Below are 15,942 nucleotides of genomic sequence, written 5' to 3' on the forward strand. Positions count from 1 at the left end.
GTGACAGGCGCAACCGGAACAGGAACAACTGGAGCCACAGGTGCAACGGGGCCTACTGGTGTAACTGGTGTGACAGGTGCAACGGGAACAGGAACGACTGGAGCTACCGGAGCAACAGGACTTACGGGTGAAACAGGTGCGACAGGAGCCACGGGAACGGGAACAACGGGAACAACCGGCGCCACAGGATTTACTGGTGTAACCGGAGTGACAGGTGCAACGGGAACAGGTATAACCGGATCCACTGGCGCGACAGGATCTACTGGGGTAACAGGTGTGACGGGCGCAACCGGAACCGGAGCCACTGGCGCGACGGGTTCAACGGGTGTAACGAGTGCAACTGGTGCGACAGGAGCAACGGGAACGGGAACAACAGGCGCAACTGGGGCTACCGGGGCTACTGGAGTTACTGGATCCACGGGAGCCACAGGGGCTACGGGTGCATCAGGGCCCAATCTAGCTGCACAAGGATTTTCTGCATTTTTGGCTAACCTATCAACAACAACCAGTGCACAGTTAACCAACTGGAGTACAGCAAGTCCTTACTATGGTAATGCAAATTTTAATGCAACTACAGGCAATTACACGGCGCCGAATACGGGGACCTACTCGATTGTGGCAACAATCAATTTTTCTACAACTGCCGCAATCGCCATCTCATTGGGTGCTGGGGTCAATCCAGCGTTTCTGGTGCAAAGAACCTCCCCCACTACGACTACATTGGTCAATGGACTATTGCCAATCCTGAATATCAGCGTAACGCTACTTACGTTGCGGGCAGTTCTTGGTAGTGGAGCCGTAACGCTAGCGGCGCAGGTTACGCTGAATGCAGGCGATGTGATTGGGTTGTTTTACGCAGCGAATGGATTAACGATTACTCTGAACTTGGGGATTGGAGCAACGAACGGTATTGTATGGTCAGTACACGAATTGACATGAGGTATTAATTCTTCAGCACCCCACCTATTTAAAAATAAGACAACACGAAAACAGATCCGGGTTGAATCTATCGTTAATATCCAACCTGATCTGTTTTTTTACATACAGGACGAAGTCGTTAAAATTTGGTTTCGTTATGGTTAACAAGCATGTTAGATATTTTTAGGTCTGATGACAAGAAATCTGTCGTGATATTCAAAAAAATGACCCTAACTCATATAATAATCCTAATGAAAATGATGTAAGGGATTGAGACGGAATCGACGTCCTTATCCATATGGTAAAGGAATTAGGCTGCTTTGAACTTACAGAATATCCATCCACAAAACAAATTATTACACAAACATAACATTAAACGAGCGGTTCGTAGCAGCATACGAGTGGACGTTGAAAGGGTTGATGAATGATGAGCCTTGAAACATTAAACCAACGAGTACAAGATGATCTGGCTTATCTCGCATATGGAGGTGCGGATTGGATTCGCCCACGCGAACATGACGAAGGCCATATCTATGATGTCGTTATTGTAGGTGGTGGGCAGAGCGGTTTGGGGGCTGCTTTTGGATTCCTGCGTGAGCGGATATCCAACATCCTGGTCATTGATGAAAATGCCGCAGGGTTGGAGGGACCTTGGGAAACTTACGCGCGTATGGTCACGTTACGTACACCAAAACACCTGACTTCCATTGATCTCGGTATTCCTTCGCTGACGTTTCGAGCATGGTGGGAGGCTCAATCAGGCTCCTCCGGATGGGATGCGGTTGATAAAATTCCGCGCAGCGAATGGATGAACTATCTGCGCTGGTACAGGCAAGTGCTTAATCTGCCTGTCATGAATGAAGTAAAACTGAGACTGATTGAACCTGCAGATGGAGGCTTACACCGGCTGCACATTACGGGTGCAGGGGCTCCAAGTAATATGTTGCTGGCACGAAAGGTTGTCTTGGCTACGGGCATCCAGGGTGGTGGAGAGTGGCATGTACCACCGATGATCGCTGAGAAAGTACCTAGGCATCTTTACGCTCATACGTCGGAGCTGATTGATTTTGAACGGTTACGAGGAAAAAGGATTGCCATACTTGGCGGCGGAGCTTCAGCCTTTGATAATGCCAACTTTGCACTAGCCACAGGTGTGGCTGAGGCCCACGTATTTGTGCGGCGGGAACAATTGCCGAGCATTAACCCGATACGTCAGATGGAACAATCCGGTATGATCGAACGGTTTCACGTTTTGTCGGACGAGGATAAGTATGCGACCATTTCCCATTTTTTCAAATACAATCAGCCACCAACCAACGATACCTTCAACCGAGCCGCTGCATGGCCAGGCTTCCAATTACATCTTCAAGCACCTTGGCTGGATATACAGATGAAGGATGGGAAAGCGGTAGTGACTACGCCACAGGGACAGCACTCCTTTGATTTTCTGGTCATAAGTACGGGGATGGTGAGTAATCCGTCACTGCGTCCCGAGCTCAGAATGGTGGAGGCACATATTGCACGCTGGGCAGACCGTTTTCAAGCTCCGACGGTACAGAGGAATGCACTGCTTGACGCACATCCCTACCTTAGTCCCGGGTTTGCAATGACCGGCAGAGACGAGGAGGGGCAGGATAAGCTGCGTGGGTTGTTTGTCTTTAACTACTCTGCACTTGCAAGTTGCGGCCTGTCCGCCTCAGCAATATCGGGGACAAAGAATGCTGTGCCAAAGTTGGTTTCAGCTGTAGCCGACCAGCTTTTCCTAGATGACCGGGAACAGATCTTGGAGCAATTTTTTAAGTATAACGAACAGGAATTTACTGCGAGTTGGGTGAAGAGTGAAGTTGGAATCTGAGTATTCAAAATAACCGTACAGCGGGGTAAGATGCTGTACGGTTTTCCTTTTTCTAAAGTTACATTTACGGGTGCTTATATAATGCTGTAAAATATCGAATTATACAGCGTTAAGGCAGGCGATAGATTATTGTGAGAATCATGGATTATGAGGGGTTCAGAACCCATTTGAAGAAAGCGTCACGCAAACGAAATGAACCCTTGATCAAAATTGTAGCTTTTCAGGAAAAGTATATGAAGATTGAAGAGATCCAATATTATGATGTAGAGCAGAACTATATGAGTGTTCAGGCGTGTAATACGCTGTGGATGAACTTGAAAGATAAATCGTTCCGCAATCTGGTGTCCCATGATCTGAAGTATTTCCAAACCATGGATAACCTCGGCCGTCATTCATTGGAGAATCTAATTAAAGAACTGTACGACATGGCTGTTCCAATCCTGCTGGATTATGATCCAAGTGATTTTTATAGTTTGCAGCAGTTGTCTGAAATTCTGGTACTGGATGAGATGAAGCTAGTAGAGAAATTGGAGATGGGGCGTTTCAAGGGTGCATTTATTAATGAAGAAGGAAATTGGGTAAAACCCAAACCTGACAGGGCTGAGCTATTTCTATAATTGAAAAAAGAGACTCGTGTCAATTCCATAATGACCGAATATCCATTCTGCAATGGTACGCCGAATACGGCACATTGCAGTTTTTTTCATTAACGAACTGTCTACGAAGAAGTCTCAGCCGTTTCGTTTCACGACAAAAGAGTCTCCGCTTGGTCCCGGTGTTCCTGGAATGGAAACAACCTGTTTTTGCTGAATCATGATGCCTTTCTCTTTGACGATGAAGCCGGGGCAGCGACCGTTCAGGCGACAACACTTGAAGGTGACAGGCGTGATTTTTGCCATCCGGGAGATGGTGTTTCCCAATGATGGAGCTTCTACAATCCATTCCGCGGATGATTGCTGGCCTGCATATTGCTGAACGGTGCGGAAAGTCCAATTTTGGGTCAGGTTATGAAGTGTGATACACCAGCGAGTTCGATTGATTCTGTAAATGGCCGCTCTCATCCGATCTCCCGGTGATACAGGAAAAGGGATGATCGTTTCAACGTCCGGAAGAATTTCCCACCAGGCATAATAACTAGCTTGGCCGTTAACCCAATCATGGCCTGTTCCAGTCTGAATGAGATTGGAATTCTCGTATCCATCAATTCCGATCCAGGCTGAGGAGTATGAGGACTTGGACGATGGTAAAACAAAGGGCACGTTCCATTCAGCCGAGATACGTCTGAATTCAGCTTTGTCACCCGCTCGGGCATAACCACTCCAGTTGGAGGAAATCCACCCGAAGCGTAGTGAAGAATTTGTTTTGCCTGTATGAGGTATACAGGGTTTTCGGCGTTTGTTTCGATTATTCGCCATACGGCCACCTCCCATGTGAAAATAGAGACGAAATCATTCGTTCGATATTATCAAATGCATGGAAGACGAAAGAGGACATGGACAATCTGAGAAAGAAATAAGGTTTGAATGATTTTGAACGATATTTAGGGTTGAATGCGATGTTTGATGTCTATAAAATGTCGAATGTTGATGGTTTTTGAATGTTTTTAAATTAATTTGAATGAAAATGATTGTTTTTTGAGGATTTTATGTTACTATAAAAGCAGTTGGAGGAATGAAAATGCTAACTGAAGAACGATATGCTGCAATTATAGAGCGCTTACACGAAAGAGGCATTGTGAAACTACAAGAGCTCGTCGATGTGCTGGGTGCTTCTGAGTCAACGATACGGCGCGATTTGATTGATCTGGAGAGTCGTCAGATGCTGAAACGCATACATGGTGGTGCTGCTCTAGTGAATGAAAAGACGCCGGAACCCGGTATGGAAGAAAAAACGTTCAAAAACATTCAACAGAAAACGGCGATTGCTCGTTTAGCTGCGCAGGAAATCAACAATGGTGAATGTATCTATCTGGATGCAGGGACGACGACATTAGCCATGATTGCCTATATTGAGGCCAAGGACGTTACGGTAGTGACGAACGGACTTTCTCATGTAGAAGCGCTGGTAAGTAAACGAATACGCAGCTATCTGCTTGGCGGAATGATGAAAATCCACACCAAAGCCGTGATTGGCAGTATCGCATTACAGAACATGGACAACTTCCGTTTTGATAAATGTTTTATCGGAACCAACGGAGTGGATGCCGAAATGGGGTATACAACTCCCGATCCGGAGGAAGCCTTGATTAAAAGACGTGCACATCAATTGTCCGGGAAATCTTACGTGCTGGCTGATTCCAGCAAAATTGGGGAAATTACTTTTGCCAAACTGTTTGACCTTGAGGAGGCAGACTTGATCACAGAACGTATGCCGGAACACTGGCGCTCTGTAATCGCCCAGAAAACTAAAATAATTGAGGGATAGCCATGATATATACCGTAACACTTAATCCTTCCATTGATTACATCGTGGAAGTGGATGATCTGAAGCTTGGTGATTTGAATCGTATGAATCGGGACCTGAAACTTCCTGGAGGCAAAGGCATTAACGTATCGCGAGTGCTTAATCAACTGGGAGCCAAAAACACTGCACTCGGATTTCTGGGCGGGTTCACAGGCCGTTTCATTAATGACAAATTGCAGGAAGACAAGATTCTGACGGACTTCGTTACCATCGCAGATGATACCCGAATTAACATCAAGCTGAAGCATGGGGAAGAGACAGAGATTAACGGACTGGGACCAGCCATTCGACCAGAGGAAGCAGCGGGGTTGCTTAACAAGTTATCCGCATTGCAAAAAGGAGATATCGTCATTCTTTCGGGAAGTGTACCACCTTCACTGGGAGCTGAGTTCTACGATCGTCTGATCAACGTGTGCAAACAAACGAGTGCCGAATTTGTAATCGACACGACAGGACCCGCTTTAATGGATGCTTTGGTACATGAACCGCTGCTGGTGAAGCCGAACCATTACGAACTAGCTGAACTTTTCGGAGTAACCATCGACACTCAAGAGGAACTGGTGACCTATGGTCGCAAGCTTTTGGAAGCAGGTGCCAAACATGTGTTGATCTCCATGGCAGGAGAAGGAGCGCTGTTGATTACCAAAACAGATGTCTACCATGCGAGTGTTCCAAAAGGTGTCGTGAAAAACTCGGTTGGTGCTGGAGATTCCATGATCGGTGGATTCGTAGGTACATTTGGATTAAACGAAGACCTGCTTGAAGCGTTCCGAACGGGTGTGGCTTCGGGTAGTGCAACGGCTTTCTCAGATGATCTGGCGACACGTGAACTCATCGAAGAGCTGCGTACTCAAGTCACCATAACCAAAATATAGTCCGTACAAAATGAATGGAATACAGGCCCCTTTTTAGAATAGGGGATTCAGTTAATAGCAGATAACAGCGTAAGAAGTACAATTATAAGTCGGTCTGTATCACGCAGGCTGACTGAATTTAAGGGAGTGTACCAAATGAGAATAACAGACCTGATGATCCAGGAAACGATGATCATGGACCTGCAAGCCACGACGAAAGAAGAGGCTATTGATGAACTCATTGCAAGTATAAACCGTAGCGGACGTATTAATGATCCGGTTCTGTTTAAGGAAATGATTTATAAACGCGAAGCGGAATCCAGCACGGGGATTGGTGGCGGTATTGCCATGCCTCATGCCAAAACAACAGCAGTAAATGAACCAACAGTTGTATTTGCCAAGAGTCGGAAAGGACTTGATTTTGAAGCGCTTGATGATGAACCGGCTCATATATTCTTCATGATTGCAGCTCCAGAGGGGGCGGCCAATACACATCTTCGTACACTTGCGGCTCTTTCCAGGCTGTTGATTGATAGCGATTTCATCTCGCAGCTAATGAGCACGGACACTCCTGAAGAAGTGACTGCATTATTCGATGCCAAACAGGCGGAAGAAGCGGAGAAAAAAGCTGCCAAAGAAAAAGCCGAAGCGGAGAAAGCAGCAAATGCTGCAAATGGAACAAACGCTGTATCTGGCGCGGGCAATGCGAATGGACAGGAGCAGAATACATCAGGCCTTATTGTTGGTGATGCGGCATCTGAAGATTTTGTCGTTGCAGTAACCGCTTGCCCAACAGGTATTGCTCACACGTTCATGGCTGAAGACGCTCTCAAAAAGAAAGCACAGGAAATGGGCATTAATATCCGAGTAGAGACCAACGGTTCCGAAGGAGCACAGAACGTACTGACAGCTGATGAAATCGCTCGTGCCAAAGGGGTTATCATTGCGGCAGATAAAAATGTGGAAATGGCCCGCTTTGATGGCAAACCGGTATTACAAAGACCCGTAAGCGATGGCATTCGCAAATCCGAAGAACTGATTCGCAAAGCAGTTAACGGGGACGCTCCGATCTACCGAAGCCAAGGCGGCAACGGTGGGAAGGGTGAAGGAGAAAGCCAAGGCAAATTGAGCATGGGCAGCAAGATTTATAAAGATTTGATGAATGGGATCTCGCATATGCTTCCATTTGTTGTAGGTGGCGGGATTTTGCTCGCCATATCCTTCTTGTTTGAACAAATTGCGAGTCCGGACAATCCTATTGTGCAATTGTTGCAGACCATTGGTGGCGGGACCGGTGCGTTCCACTTCCTGATTCCTGTCCTTGCCGGATTTATTGCGATGAGTATTGGTGATCGTCCGGCCCTGATGCCTGGTATGGTCGGTGGATTGATGGCTGTGAATTCGAACGCTGGTTTCCTTGGTGGTCTGGCTGCCGGTTTCCTGGCAGGTTACGTTGTAATTGGTCTGCGCAAACTGTTTAAAGGACTGCCTAAAGCAATTGACGGATTGAAACCAATCCTGCTGTATCCTGTGTTCGGATTGCTTATCGTTGGTGCAATAAGTTTCTATGTCTTTGATCCAATCTTCGGTTCTCTTAACACATGGCTTGTAGATGCACTTGGAAACCTGGGTACTGGAAATGCTGTATTGCTTGGCTTGCTGCTTGGCGGCATGATGTCCATCGATATGGGTGGACCGTTTAACAAAGCGGCTTATACATTTGCTATCGGTGTATTCACATCCAGCGGAAATACAGATGGTGCTTGGATGGCAGCTGTTATGGCAGGCGGTATGGTACCGCCGCTGGCGATTGCACTCGCTACAACGTTCTTCAAATCCAAATTTACGGAGCAAGAACGCAAATCAGGTTTGACGAATTACGTGCTCGGATTTTCCTTCATCACGGAAGGCGCCATTCCATTTGCTGCGGCTGACCCGCTGCGTGTTCTGACTTCCTGTATTCTCGGTTCTGCTGTTGCAGGTGGACTGACTCAACTGTGGAGCATTAACGTACCTGCTCCGCATGGCGGAATCTTCGTTGCGGCACTGGCGAATCACGCATTACTCTTCCTGCTTGCTGTAGCAATCGGTGCAGTAATCTCCGGTCTGATTCTCGGACTGTGGAAAAAATCGCCGACCGTTGTGAAATAAGTCAAAGGGTAAAGTTTCCCTAAAAGTTATAAACAATCTCTATCTCATAGATTATTTAAAATAAGATGGCATCTCCTCAGTGAAATTCACTGGGGAGATGCTTTTTTATTTCGCTGCAGGTCATTCTGTGATAAGATAAATATTATCTAATTAATGAAACAACGTTTCATCTAATGAAACTATAAGGAGGGAACAGCATGTCTAATGATCAGATTAAAGGACAGGTACGCAAACAATTTGCGAAAAATGCGGAGAAATATGTGACTAGTGCCGGTCATGCCAAAGGGGATGATCTGGCATTGCTTGTGGCTTCATCTCAAGCAAGCTTGGATATGAAGGTGCTGGATATTGCCACTGGCGGAGGACATGTTGCCAATGCATTAGCTCCGCTTGTGGAGCAGGTTATCGCATTGGATTTAACGGATGAGATGTTACAAGTGGCTGAACATTTTATCCGGGGAAATGGGCACCAGAATGTGGATTTTGTTGCAGGAGATGCTGAACACGTCCCTTTCGATGATGATTTCTTTGACCTTGTGACCTGTCGCATTGCTGCACACCATTTTCCAGACGTACCTTCCTTTGTATCAGAGGCGCTTCGAGTAATGAAACCTGGTGGCAGACTGTTATTAATTGATAATGTGGCACCTGAACATGATGAGAATGACCAATTTTACAATGAAATCGAGAAGTGGCGTGATGGAAGTCATGTTCGGGCATGGCGTAAGACGGAATGGATACGGATGTTGGAGCTTGCCGGATTTCGAATGGAAACGATGGTTTCCTTTGAGAAACACTTTATATTTGAAGACTGGTGCAACAGGGCTGGACTTCCGGAGCCGGAAAGTAGAGAGCTTGAAGCAAGCATGCTGAGCGCGCCATCTGTAATTAAGAAGTATTTCAATTTTGAAGTGGCACAGCCTGGCAGACTCGTCAGCTTCAAAGGAGAGAGTGTATATATTCAGGCGGTAAAAGGAAAATAAGGTTTCGCCATCATTAATTAATTCGTTTAAGTGGGCAAAAGCAAAATCAAAAAAGGCAGAGGGCCCGCATAAGGGACATCTGCCTTTTTAGATCGTCGTCACATAATCAAGGTTTCAGTATAACTTTGGTACACTCGTCTTCGTGTTCGTAGAAAATCCGGTAAGCTTCCTTCGCATTCTCCAGCGCAATGCGGTGAGAGATGATCTCGGTAGGGTCGAATTCGCCAGCCGTGATTTTGCGGAAAAGCTCCGGCATATAGTGAATAACAGGGGCTTGTCCCATTCTCAGGTTGATGTTTCGTTCAAACAGATTGCCTAGGGGGAACATGTTATAGGTCGAGCCATAAACACCCGTCAGTTGCATCGTCCCGAATTTGCGCACAGCCTTGATACCGATCTCAATTGCACTTAATGTACCGCCTTGAATTTTCAGCTTCTGTCCAATTTCCTCCAAAGTGGATTTCTTGCCATCCATGCCTACACAGTCGATGACAACATCCGCTCCGCCTTGGGTTATTTCGCGAATATGTTCACCCATATCATCGTAATCTTCAAAATTAAATACTTCGGAATTATTCATTCGTTTGGCTTTGTCCAGTCGATACGGAAGACGATCCACAGCAATGACTCGCTTGGCACCTTTCATCCAGGCGAATTTTTGTGCCATCAGGCCAATCGGCCCGCTGCCAAGCACAGTTACAGTGTCTCCCGGCTTCACGCCGGCGTTCTCAACACTCCAGTACGCAGTAGGGAGCACATCGGACAAGAATAACAGGGCTTCATCCTCGAGCTCACATGATTCGGGAATCACAAAGGGCATGAAATTCCCATAAGGAACACGCAAAAATTCAGCCTGACCGCCCGGATAATTTCCGTATCGTTCCGTGAAGCCAAAATAACCTCCGGTATGAACCTCCGGATTGCGGTTTGAGTTATCGCACTGGCTCTCCATGTCGTGATTGCAATAAAAGCATTCGCCGCAGGAGATGTTAAAAGGCAACACCACACGATCTCCTTTTTTTACTCGCGTCACTTCAGGTCCTACTTCCTCAACAATGCCCATCGGCTCATGGCCGATGACATAATCCTTCTGGGCTGGCAGAGCTCCCTGATAAATATGAAGATCTGATCCACATATGGCTGTAGAAGTAATACGCACGATGATGTCATCCTTTTGCTGCAATCGTGGATCTTCCACCTCTTTGACTTGAATATCCTTGGTTCCTTGAAAAGTAACAGCTTTCATCTTCATATTCCTCCTAGATGTATTCCTATTAAACAACAGGCCACTTTTCTTTACGCAACGAATGGAGCAGTTCGGGGGAAGCGTTCAGGTTGTCATGCACTAGCTCTTCCGGGGTTAATGCCATCCATTGATTCAGGGAGATATCCTCAAAGCGGTCACTTCTAAACATCTCCAAAAACCATAACGTATCGGTGCCCGTATTCTGAATATAATGCCCCATGGCTACAGGAACGTATCCAACATCTCCAGCCCGATAGTCGAATGTGCGTGCAATGCCATTCCCTCCAAAAACCGTCATTCTTCCTTGCCCGGTCAAATAGTATTGCCATTCATCCGCATTGGGATGCCAGTGAAGTTCGCGCATACCTCCAGGCTTGATTTCCACGAGTGCTGCGGCAACGGTTGTTGAGATCGGAAAGTTAGTGGAGTCCACAATGCGCACACTGCCTCCCGGTGTAACGATCGGTTTCTGAGCTAATAGCCGATGTTTGAAGGAGAGCGGAACCGTGCCATAGGGGGACTGCACTTCCTGGCTTGAGAGGGAACCAGGGACCTGATCCTGAAAAATGTAAACCTGTTCTGTTGGCATGGATTGGAACGCGGATTCGGGTATGCCAAAATTGACGGACAACACTTCCGGTGGCGTATGCGCAAACCAATCAGAGATGGATAATGTATTCAGATCGGAGAAGGACCCATCATCAAATACAAGCAAAAACTCACATCCATCGGCCAAGCCCTGAATGGAATGGGGCAGACCTTTTGGGAAAAACCACAGATCTCCCGGCCCCACATCTGCAATAAAATTACGACCTTGCTGATCCACGGACGTAATTCGTGCCGTACCCCAGATCATATACGCCCATTCCGATTGCTGATGCCAGTGTAACTCCCGTACACCTCCAGGTGTAAGGCTCATATTCACACCAGCTAGTGTCGTAGCGATGGGCAGATCCCGTACCGTAATTTCGCGGGACCAGCCGCCATGGTTCAACTGCATATGTGTATCGGAAAAAGACATTCTCAGGTTGGGTAATAAGCCGTTGTCGGTTACCGGAGGTATCAGCATATCCGGATTTTGTAGATCTCTCATCACATCCCGAGGCCCCAGATCCGGACCTCCGGCACCGTCTTTTCGTATCGGCTGCGGTATAATTAATGGCTTGCCATTGTTGTTGTTTTCATTTTTCATATGCAGATTCCTCCAGTTCATCACTTCGTCCCATGACAGATGTCGGTATAGTGAAGATTATGAACCAGAGCCTGGCAATTATGAGGGACGGGAATAATCTGCGTTGGCGAAGTGGAAAATAACGTGAAAATTCACGATAGGTGGTGAGAGGAATGCGTAAACGTTTCAGGTTATTGCTTTACATCTGTTTCATTGTTGGGACTGTCGCTTCTTCAATCGCTGCGAGGCCACTGGAGGTTCTGGCCAGTCCGGATGACATAAGGAAAGACAATGTAGCTTCTTCACAGGAACAGTTGGCTTATTCGCTTGGGGTTCAGGCTTACATATACGGCTATCCGCTGGTAGTTATGGAACAAACGAGACAGATGGCTCTGAAAACAAGAGCCCCACTCAATCAGTTTTATTACTCCGGCATGCTGGCTTCTCCGCAATATCACGATATTGTAACTCCTAATAGCAATACACTTTATTTTAGTGCCTGGCTGGATCTCTCCAAAGGCCCGGTGATACTGAACGTTCCGGCTAACACGGATGACCGTTATTACACCGTTCAAATGCTCGATGCGTATACCAATACGTTCAGGAATGTGTCCAATCGTACGACAGAAAACAAGGCATGGCAGTTCACCATCGTTGGACCCGGTAGAAGCAGTGATATCAACAAAGCGTCCATCCATGCCCCAACGCCAATCGTTTGGCTGCTCGGACGTGTGCAAGTGAATGGTAAAGAGGATCTGAATCGTGCAGTTGCTTTCGAGAAACAATTCACCCTGTCAACGCCAACCAGTAATCCTTCCAGTGGTATAACAGACGGTTCGTCTTCGAATCAGATGTCTTCCATGAAGAACGATCCGTTCGTTTTCTATAAAATCATGACGGAACAGATTCGGCAAAATCCTCCGCCCGCCTGTGATGCAGTTCTGCTGGATCAGTTCAAGCTAATCGGCATTGATCCTGCCAAGGGATTTGAACCAGCTGATCTGAATGCTGCCACGAAAGCCGGACTGTTGCGTGCCGCAAAGGATGCGCAACGTATTATTGCAAATTCAGTCAAGTCGATTCCGACCACCAATGGATGGTATATCGGCCATGATATTGGAACCTATGGTACCCAATTTCTGCTGCGAGCTGTCGTTGCGTATTCCGGTTTGGGCGCCAATGTCCCGGAGGAAGAGCTATATGCACGTGCATTTGTAGATCAAAATGGGGAAAAGCTACATGGCAAGCAACGTTATGTGTTGCATTTTAACAAGAATGATCTTCCGCAGGTGACCGGATTTTGGTCTCTCACCCTGTATGGTTCGAATTTTTATCTGGTCGATAATGCCATTGGCAGATATTCGATTGGGGATTTGACGAAAGGTTTGCTGTACAATCCTGATGGTTCACTGGACCTTTATATTCAGCAGTCTGCTCCTGAAGGGAAGGAATCGAATTGGCTTCCTGCACCACCAGGAGACTTCAATTTGGTGCTAAGGATGTTTGCTCCGAAACCATCCATGCTGGAAGGGGAATATGAAGTACCTCCGGTCGCTCGGATACAATAAGAAGCCTGGATACCATACATGTAAGGAGTAAAATGAATCCAAAGGAACAACAAAAAGACGTGACCGATACGCTCGGTCCCGTCTTTTTGAAGAAAGCTCAGACACTTTTTTTGCTTACGGGATCGGTCTTGGAGTCAAGCTGCAAAAATTCATGCTCATAAATTTCATGTACTCTGTTCAAAATTGCCGAGCCTTGATCCGTAAAACGAAGATGGGCGGGTTTGTTTTTCATCAGGAACGTACCGGATGTAAGTTTGGTTTGCGCAATGGCAGCATTATAAAGCAGAGAAGCTCCGTGACTTGGATGTGGGAAGAACAGCTTCATGATTGGTTTGATATAAAAGGGCAGTCCAGATGTTTTATTACCTCTAAGTGTATTGTTGCCCCCGGGGTCCACACTGAGTAACCGAATTCCTTTAGCCGCAGGGGTAGAAGCAGCTTCGCGTGTCCATAAAGACAGTGCGAGCTTTGAAGTCGCATAAGGACCGAACAGTTTTTTGAACTCGGCTGGATGTTCCAGGATGTCCAGGTTAAACTGTTTAACCATATTGAACGCACTGGTGGATGTATTAATAACGGTTTTCAAGGTGCTTTTGTGAAGAAGATCCTGTAGTTCCATGTAAATGATGTACGGCACCACGGTCTGTAATTCAAAGTGCATTTCATGTCCCTGATCGGACAAACGAAGATCGTAACCGCTGCCCCCGGCATTATTGAACAACACATCGATGGTATCCGTTTCGGATTTAATTTGATTCAGTGCTTTTCTCAGATTATCGTACTGAGTAAGATTAGCTTGAACCCAACGGAGCTGACCGGAGCGCAATCCGTCCTGAATGTCACTGTCTTCCTTCGGAAAAGCGGAACGGTTAAGGCCGATAACTTGCCAGCCTTCCGCTAACAAGGTGCCGGTCAGTTCAAGACCGATTCCCGAAGTTGATCCTGTAATTAGGGCTGTACGACGTGTATGGTTTGAATTCATATAAATACCTCCTGAGTGAATGGTGTGACAGGGCCAATCTGTCTAATGCGCTCATTCTACAATTTGGAGTCGACTCCAAGTCAAGCGTGCTGTTGGTTTATATTTTAATTTTTTGGATGCGGTATCTATAAACGCATAACAACCTTGACTTGGAGCTGACTCCAAGTTGTAAGATAGAGATCAATGAAGGCGGAGGAGGTCGACGATGATGAATGATACTGAAGTGTTCTCCATTAAAGAGACGTCAGAACAGGCCGGGCTATCGGAAGACACCATTCGTTATTATGAGAAGATTGGACTTCTTCCCCGGGCTGAACGCAAGGCCAATCGCCATCGGGTATACCGTCCGGAGGACATCCAGACAATGAAGCTTATTACTTGTTTGAAAAAAACAGGCATGTCTCTGGAGGAGATGAAGCCTTATCTACAGATGTCGATGGATTCGGACCTTGAAGATTTCCCGGATGAGCGTGAAATGCTGCTGAACCATCGGAAAAAGATTGAAGCCCAGATTGCATCCTTGCAGCAGATCGTTGATTTTATCGATGAGAAGATGGAGAAGCGTAGCATGTTTCCGGATGAGTGCCCGATTACCGGGGAGAATCAGATGTCTGTATTTGAAAAGAAGAACATCTTCTCCTGAGCGCTGCTAGCCAGCGGAACAAAAAAACCACGTCATTATGACGTGGTTTTTTGGCTTATATTTAGCAGTCGATATGGAGTGTATGGCGAAGGCGCTTGATATCACTTTTGGGAGGAAGACCATACATGCGAGCGTACTCCCGACTGAATTGGGAAGGACTCTCGTACCCAACCTGGAATGCAGCATCGGCTGCATCGGTTGAACCTGCAAGCAGCATTCGCCGTGCCTCCTGCAATCGAATCTGTTTTTGATATTGCAGTGGGCTCATGGCGGTAATGGCTTTGAAATGATAATGCAATGAGGACGTACTCATGTTAATCGTGGAAGCCAATTGTTCGATTCGCAGTGGATGGGCGTATTCTGATTGGATCAAATCAATGACTTGAGCGATGTGCTGTGCATGACTGTTCTGAACTGAAAACTGCCTGATGGAGTGTCCATGTTCATCCTGAATCAGTCGATATAGAACCTCGCGGATCATAAGCGGTGCAAGTACGGGAATGTCTTCAGGTGTATCCAGCAGTCGAACCAATCGGATTACGGCTTCCAGAAGCGGAAGTTTGGTTGAACTTACAAACAATCCACGACGTGTTGAATTGTCGGGTTTGGTTTGTGTAGAGGGAGAATCCTGAATAAAATCAAAAATCTGACCTGAATCAAAATCAAGTCGCAGACAGAGATAGGGATGTTCTGTCGTAGCCTGTACAACTTGCCCTGAAATAGGCAAGTTTATGGAAGCAACCAAATACTGTGAAGAGTCATAGGTGTAGCTCTCTTGTCCGAGAATAACCAGTTTGGACCCTTGGGCCACAATGCACAGGGCGGGTTCGTGTACGGCATGAATGGGTTCTGAAACCTGGGAAGCACGGATCAAAGCAAGCGAAGAAATTGTTGTTAGATGAATCCCGTCTTCGTGGGTGAAACGGCCGATTAAGCGAGCCAATTCCTGCTGCTGCTGAATAATAGCTGTATCCTGTTCCATTTTTGAAAGCATGGATTGCTGGCCCTCCTTTCCTCGTACTCGTTTAACTATTTTAGAATGTGCTGGAGGAATAGGCAAGAATACTGTGGGATTCTTCTATCGCACATAGACTGATCCCTTACATAA

The 15,942-nt window shown here is 46.6% G+C and carries 13 protein-coding genes and 1 pseudogene; 9 read left to right on the top strand and 5 right to left on the bottom strand.

What is annotated here, in order from left to right; translation table 11 throughout:
• From BUA17_RS30730 to BUA17_RS00020, 3 genes and pseudogenes are all read left to right on the top strand, one after another.
• Nucleotides 1–939: pseudogene (locus BUA17_RS30730) on the top strand (collagen-like protein); the annotation flags it as partial.
• Between the two features lie 406 nt (nucleotides 940–1,345).
• Complete coding sequence (locus BUA17_RS00015) at nucleotides 1,346–2,773, top strand: FAD/NAD(P)-binding protein (RefSeq protein WP_072732275.1); 1,428 nt, start codon at nucleotides 1,346–1,348, stop codon at nucleotides 2,771–2,773.
• Nucleotides 2,774–2,940: 167 nt separating this feature from the next.
• Nucleotides 2,941–3,390, top strand: a complete 450-nt coding sequence (locus BUA17_RS00020) for a hypothetical protein (protein WP_079694886.1) — start codon at nucleotides 2,941–2,943, stop codon at nucleotides 3,388–3,390.
• 114 nt (nucleotides 3,391–3,504) lie between these two features.
• On the opposite strand, the gene BUA17_RS00025 is transcribed toward BUA17_RS00020, so the two are convergent.
• On the bottom strand, nucleotides 3,505–4,188 hold the full coding sequence (locus BUA17_RS00025; protein ID WP_063564924.1) for a G1 family glutamic endopeptidase: 684 nt from the start codon (nucleotides 4,186–4,188) through the stop codon (nucleotides 3,505–3,507).
• A 262-nt stretch (nucleotides 4,189–4,450) separates the two neighbouring features.
• Here BUA17_RS00025 and BUA17_RS00030 point away from each other — a divergent pair, with 262 nt between their 5' ends.
• The 4 genes from BUA17_RS00030 to BUA17_RS00045 all read left to right on the top strand — a co-directional run bounded on the left by BUA17_RS00030 (nucleotide 4,451) and on the right by BUA17_RS00045 (nucleotide 9,224).
• Entirely contained in the window at nucleotides 4,451–5,197 is a 747-nt protein-coding gene (locus tag BUA17_RS00030) for a DeoR/GlpR family DNA-binding transcription regulator (RefSeq protein ID WP_063564923.1), read from the top strand.
• Nucleotides 5,198–5,199: 2 nt separating this feature from the next.
• Nucleotides 5,200–6,111, top strand: coding sequence for a 1-phosphofructokinase (pfkB, locus tag BUA17_RS00035; RefSeq protein ID WP_072732276.1), 912 nt, complete (start codon nucleotides 5,200–5,202; stop codon nucleotides 6,109–6,111).
• A gap of 135 nt (nucleotides 6,112–6,246) precedes the next feature.
• Nucleotides 6,247–8,241, top strand: a complete 1,995-nt coding sequence (locus tag BUA17_RS00040; protein ID WP_072732277.1) for a PTS fructose transporter subunit IIABC — start codon at nucleotides 6,247–6,249, stop codon at nucleotides 8,239–8,241.
• Between the two features lie 197 nt (nucleotides 8,242–8,438).
• Nucleotides 8,439–9,224 carry a class I SAM-dependent methyltransferase gene (locus tag BUA17_RS00045; protein ID WP_072732278.1) on the top strand — a complete coding sequence of 262 codons (786 nt, stop codon included), beginning with the start codon at nucleotides 8,439–8,441 and terminating at the stop codon, nucleotides 9,222–9,224.
• Nucleotides 9,225–9,330: 106 nt separating this feature from the next.
• On the opposite strand, the gene BUA17_RS00050 is transcribed toward BUA17_RS00045, so the two are convergent.
• Together BUA17_RS00050 and BUA17_RS00055 are read right to left on the bottom strand one after the other, a co-directional pair.
• Nucleotides 9,331–10,470, bottom strand: a complete 1,140-nt coding sequence (locus BUA17_RS00050) for a zinc-dependent alcohol dehydrogenase (RefSeq protein ID WP_072732279.1) — start codon at nucleotides 10,468–10,470, stop codon at nucleotides 9,331–9,333.
• A 28-nt stretch (nucleotides 10,471–10,498) separates the two neighbouring features.
• Nucleotides 10,499–11,662, bottom strand: coding sequence for an oxalate decarboxylase family bicupin (locus tag BUA17_RS00055; protein WP_072732280.1), 1,164 nt, complete (start codon nucleotides 11,660–11,662; stop codon nucleotides 10,499–10,501).
• Nucleotides 11,663–11,814: 152 nt separating this feature from the next.
• Here BUA17_RS00055 and BUA17_RS00060 point away from each other — a divergent pair, with 152 nt between their 5' ends.
• A complete protein-coding gene (locus BUA17_RS00060) occupies nucleotides 11,815–13,209 on the top strand; it encodes a DUF1254 domain-containing protein (protein ID WP_083584527.1) in 1,395 nt (464 codons plus the stop codon).
• A 97-nt stretch (nucleotides 13,210–13,306) separates the two neighbouring features.
• On the opposite strand, the gene BUA17_RS00065 is transcribed toward BUA17_RS00060, so the two are convergent.
• Nucleotides 13,307–14,191, bottom strand: coding sequence for an SDR family NAD(P)-dependent oxidoreductase (locus BUA17_RS00065; RefSeq protein WP_072732281.1), 885 nt, complete (start codon nucleotides 14,189–14,191; stop codon nucleotides 13,307–13,309).
• Between the two features lie 205 nt (nucleotides 14,192–14,396).
• On the opposite strand from BUA17_RS00065, the gene BUA17_RS00070 reads away from it, so the two are divergent.
• The gene (locus BUA17_RS00070) at nucleotides 14,397–14,834 is read left to right on the top strand and encodes a MerR family transcriptional regulator (protein WP_072732282.1); all 438 of its coding nucleotides are present in this window, start codon (nucleotides 14,397–14,399) and stop codon (nucleotides 14,832–14,834) included.
• A gap of 61 nt (nucleotides 14,835–14,895) precedes the next feature.
• Here the strand turns inward: BUA17_RS00070 and BUA17_RS00075 are convergent, their stop codons facing one another.
• Entirely contained in the window at nucleotides 14,896–15,828 is a 933-nt protein-coding gene (locus BUA17_RS00075) for an AraC family transcriptional regulator (RefSeq protein ID WP_139295593.1), read from the bottom strand.
• Nucleotides 15,829–15,942: the final 114 nt, after the last annotated feature.

This window comes from Paenibacillus sp. ov031 (assembly GCF_900143165.1).
In the GTDB taxonomy this organism is placed as follows: Bacteria; Bacillota; Bacilli; order Paenibacillales; family Paenibacillaceae; genus Paenibacillus; species Paenibacillus marchantiae.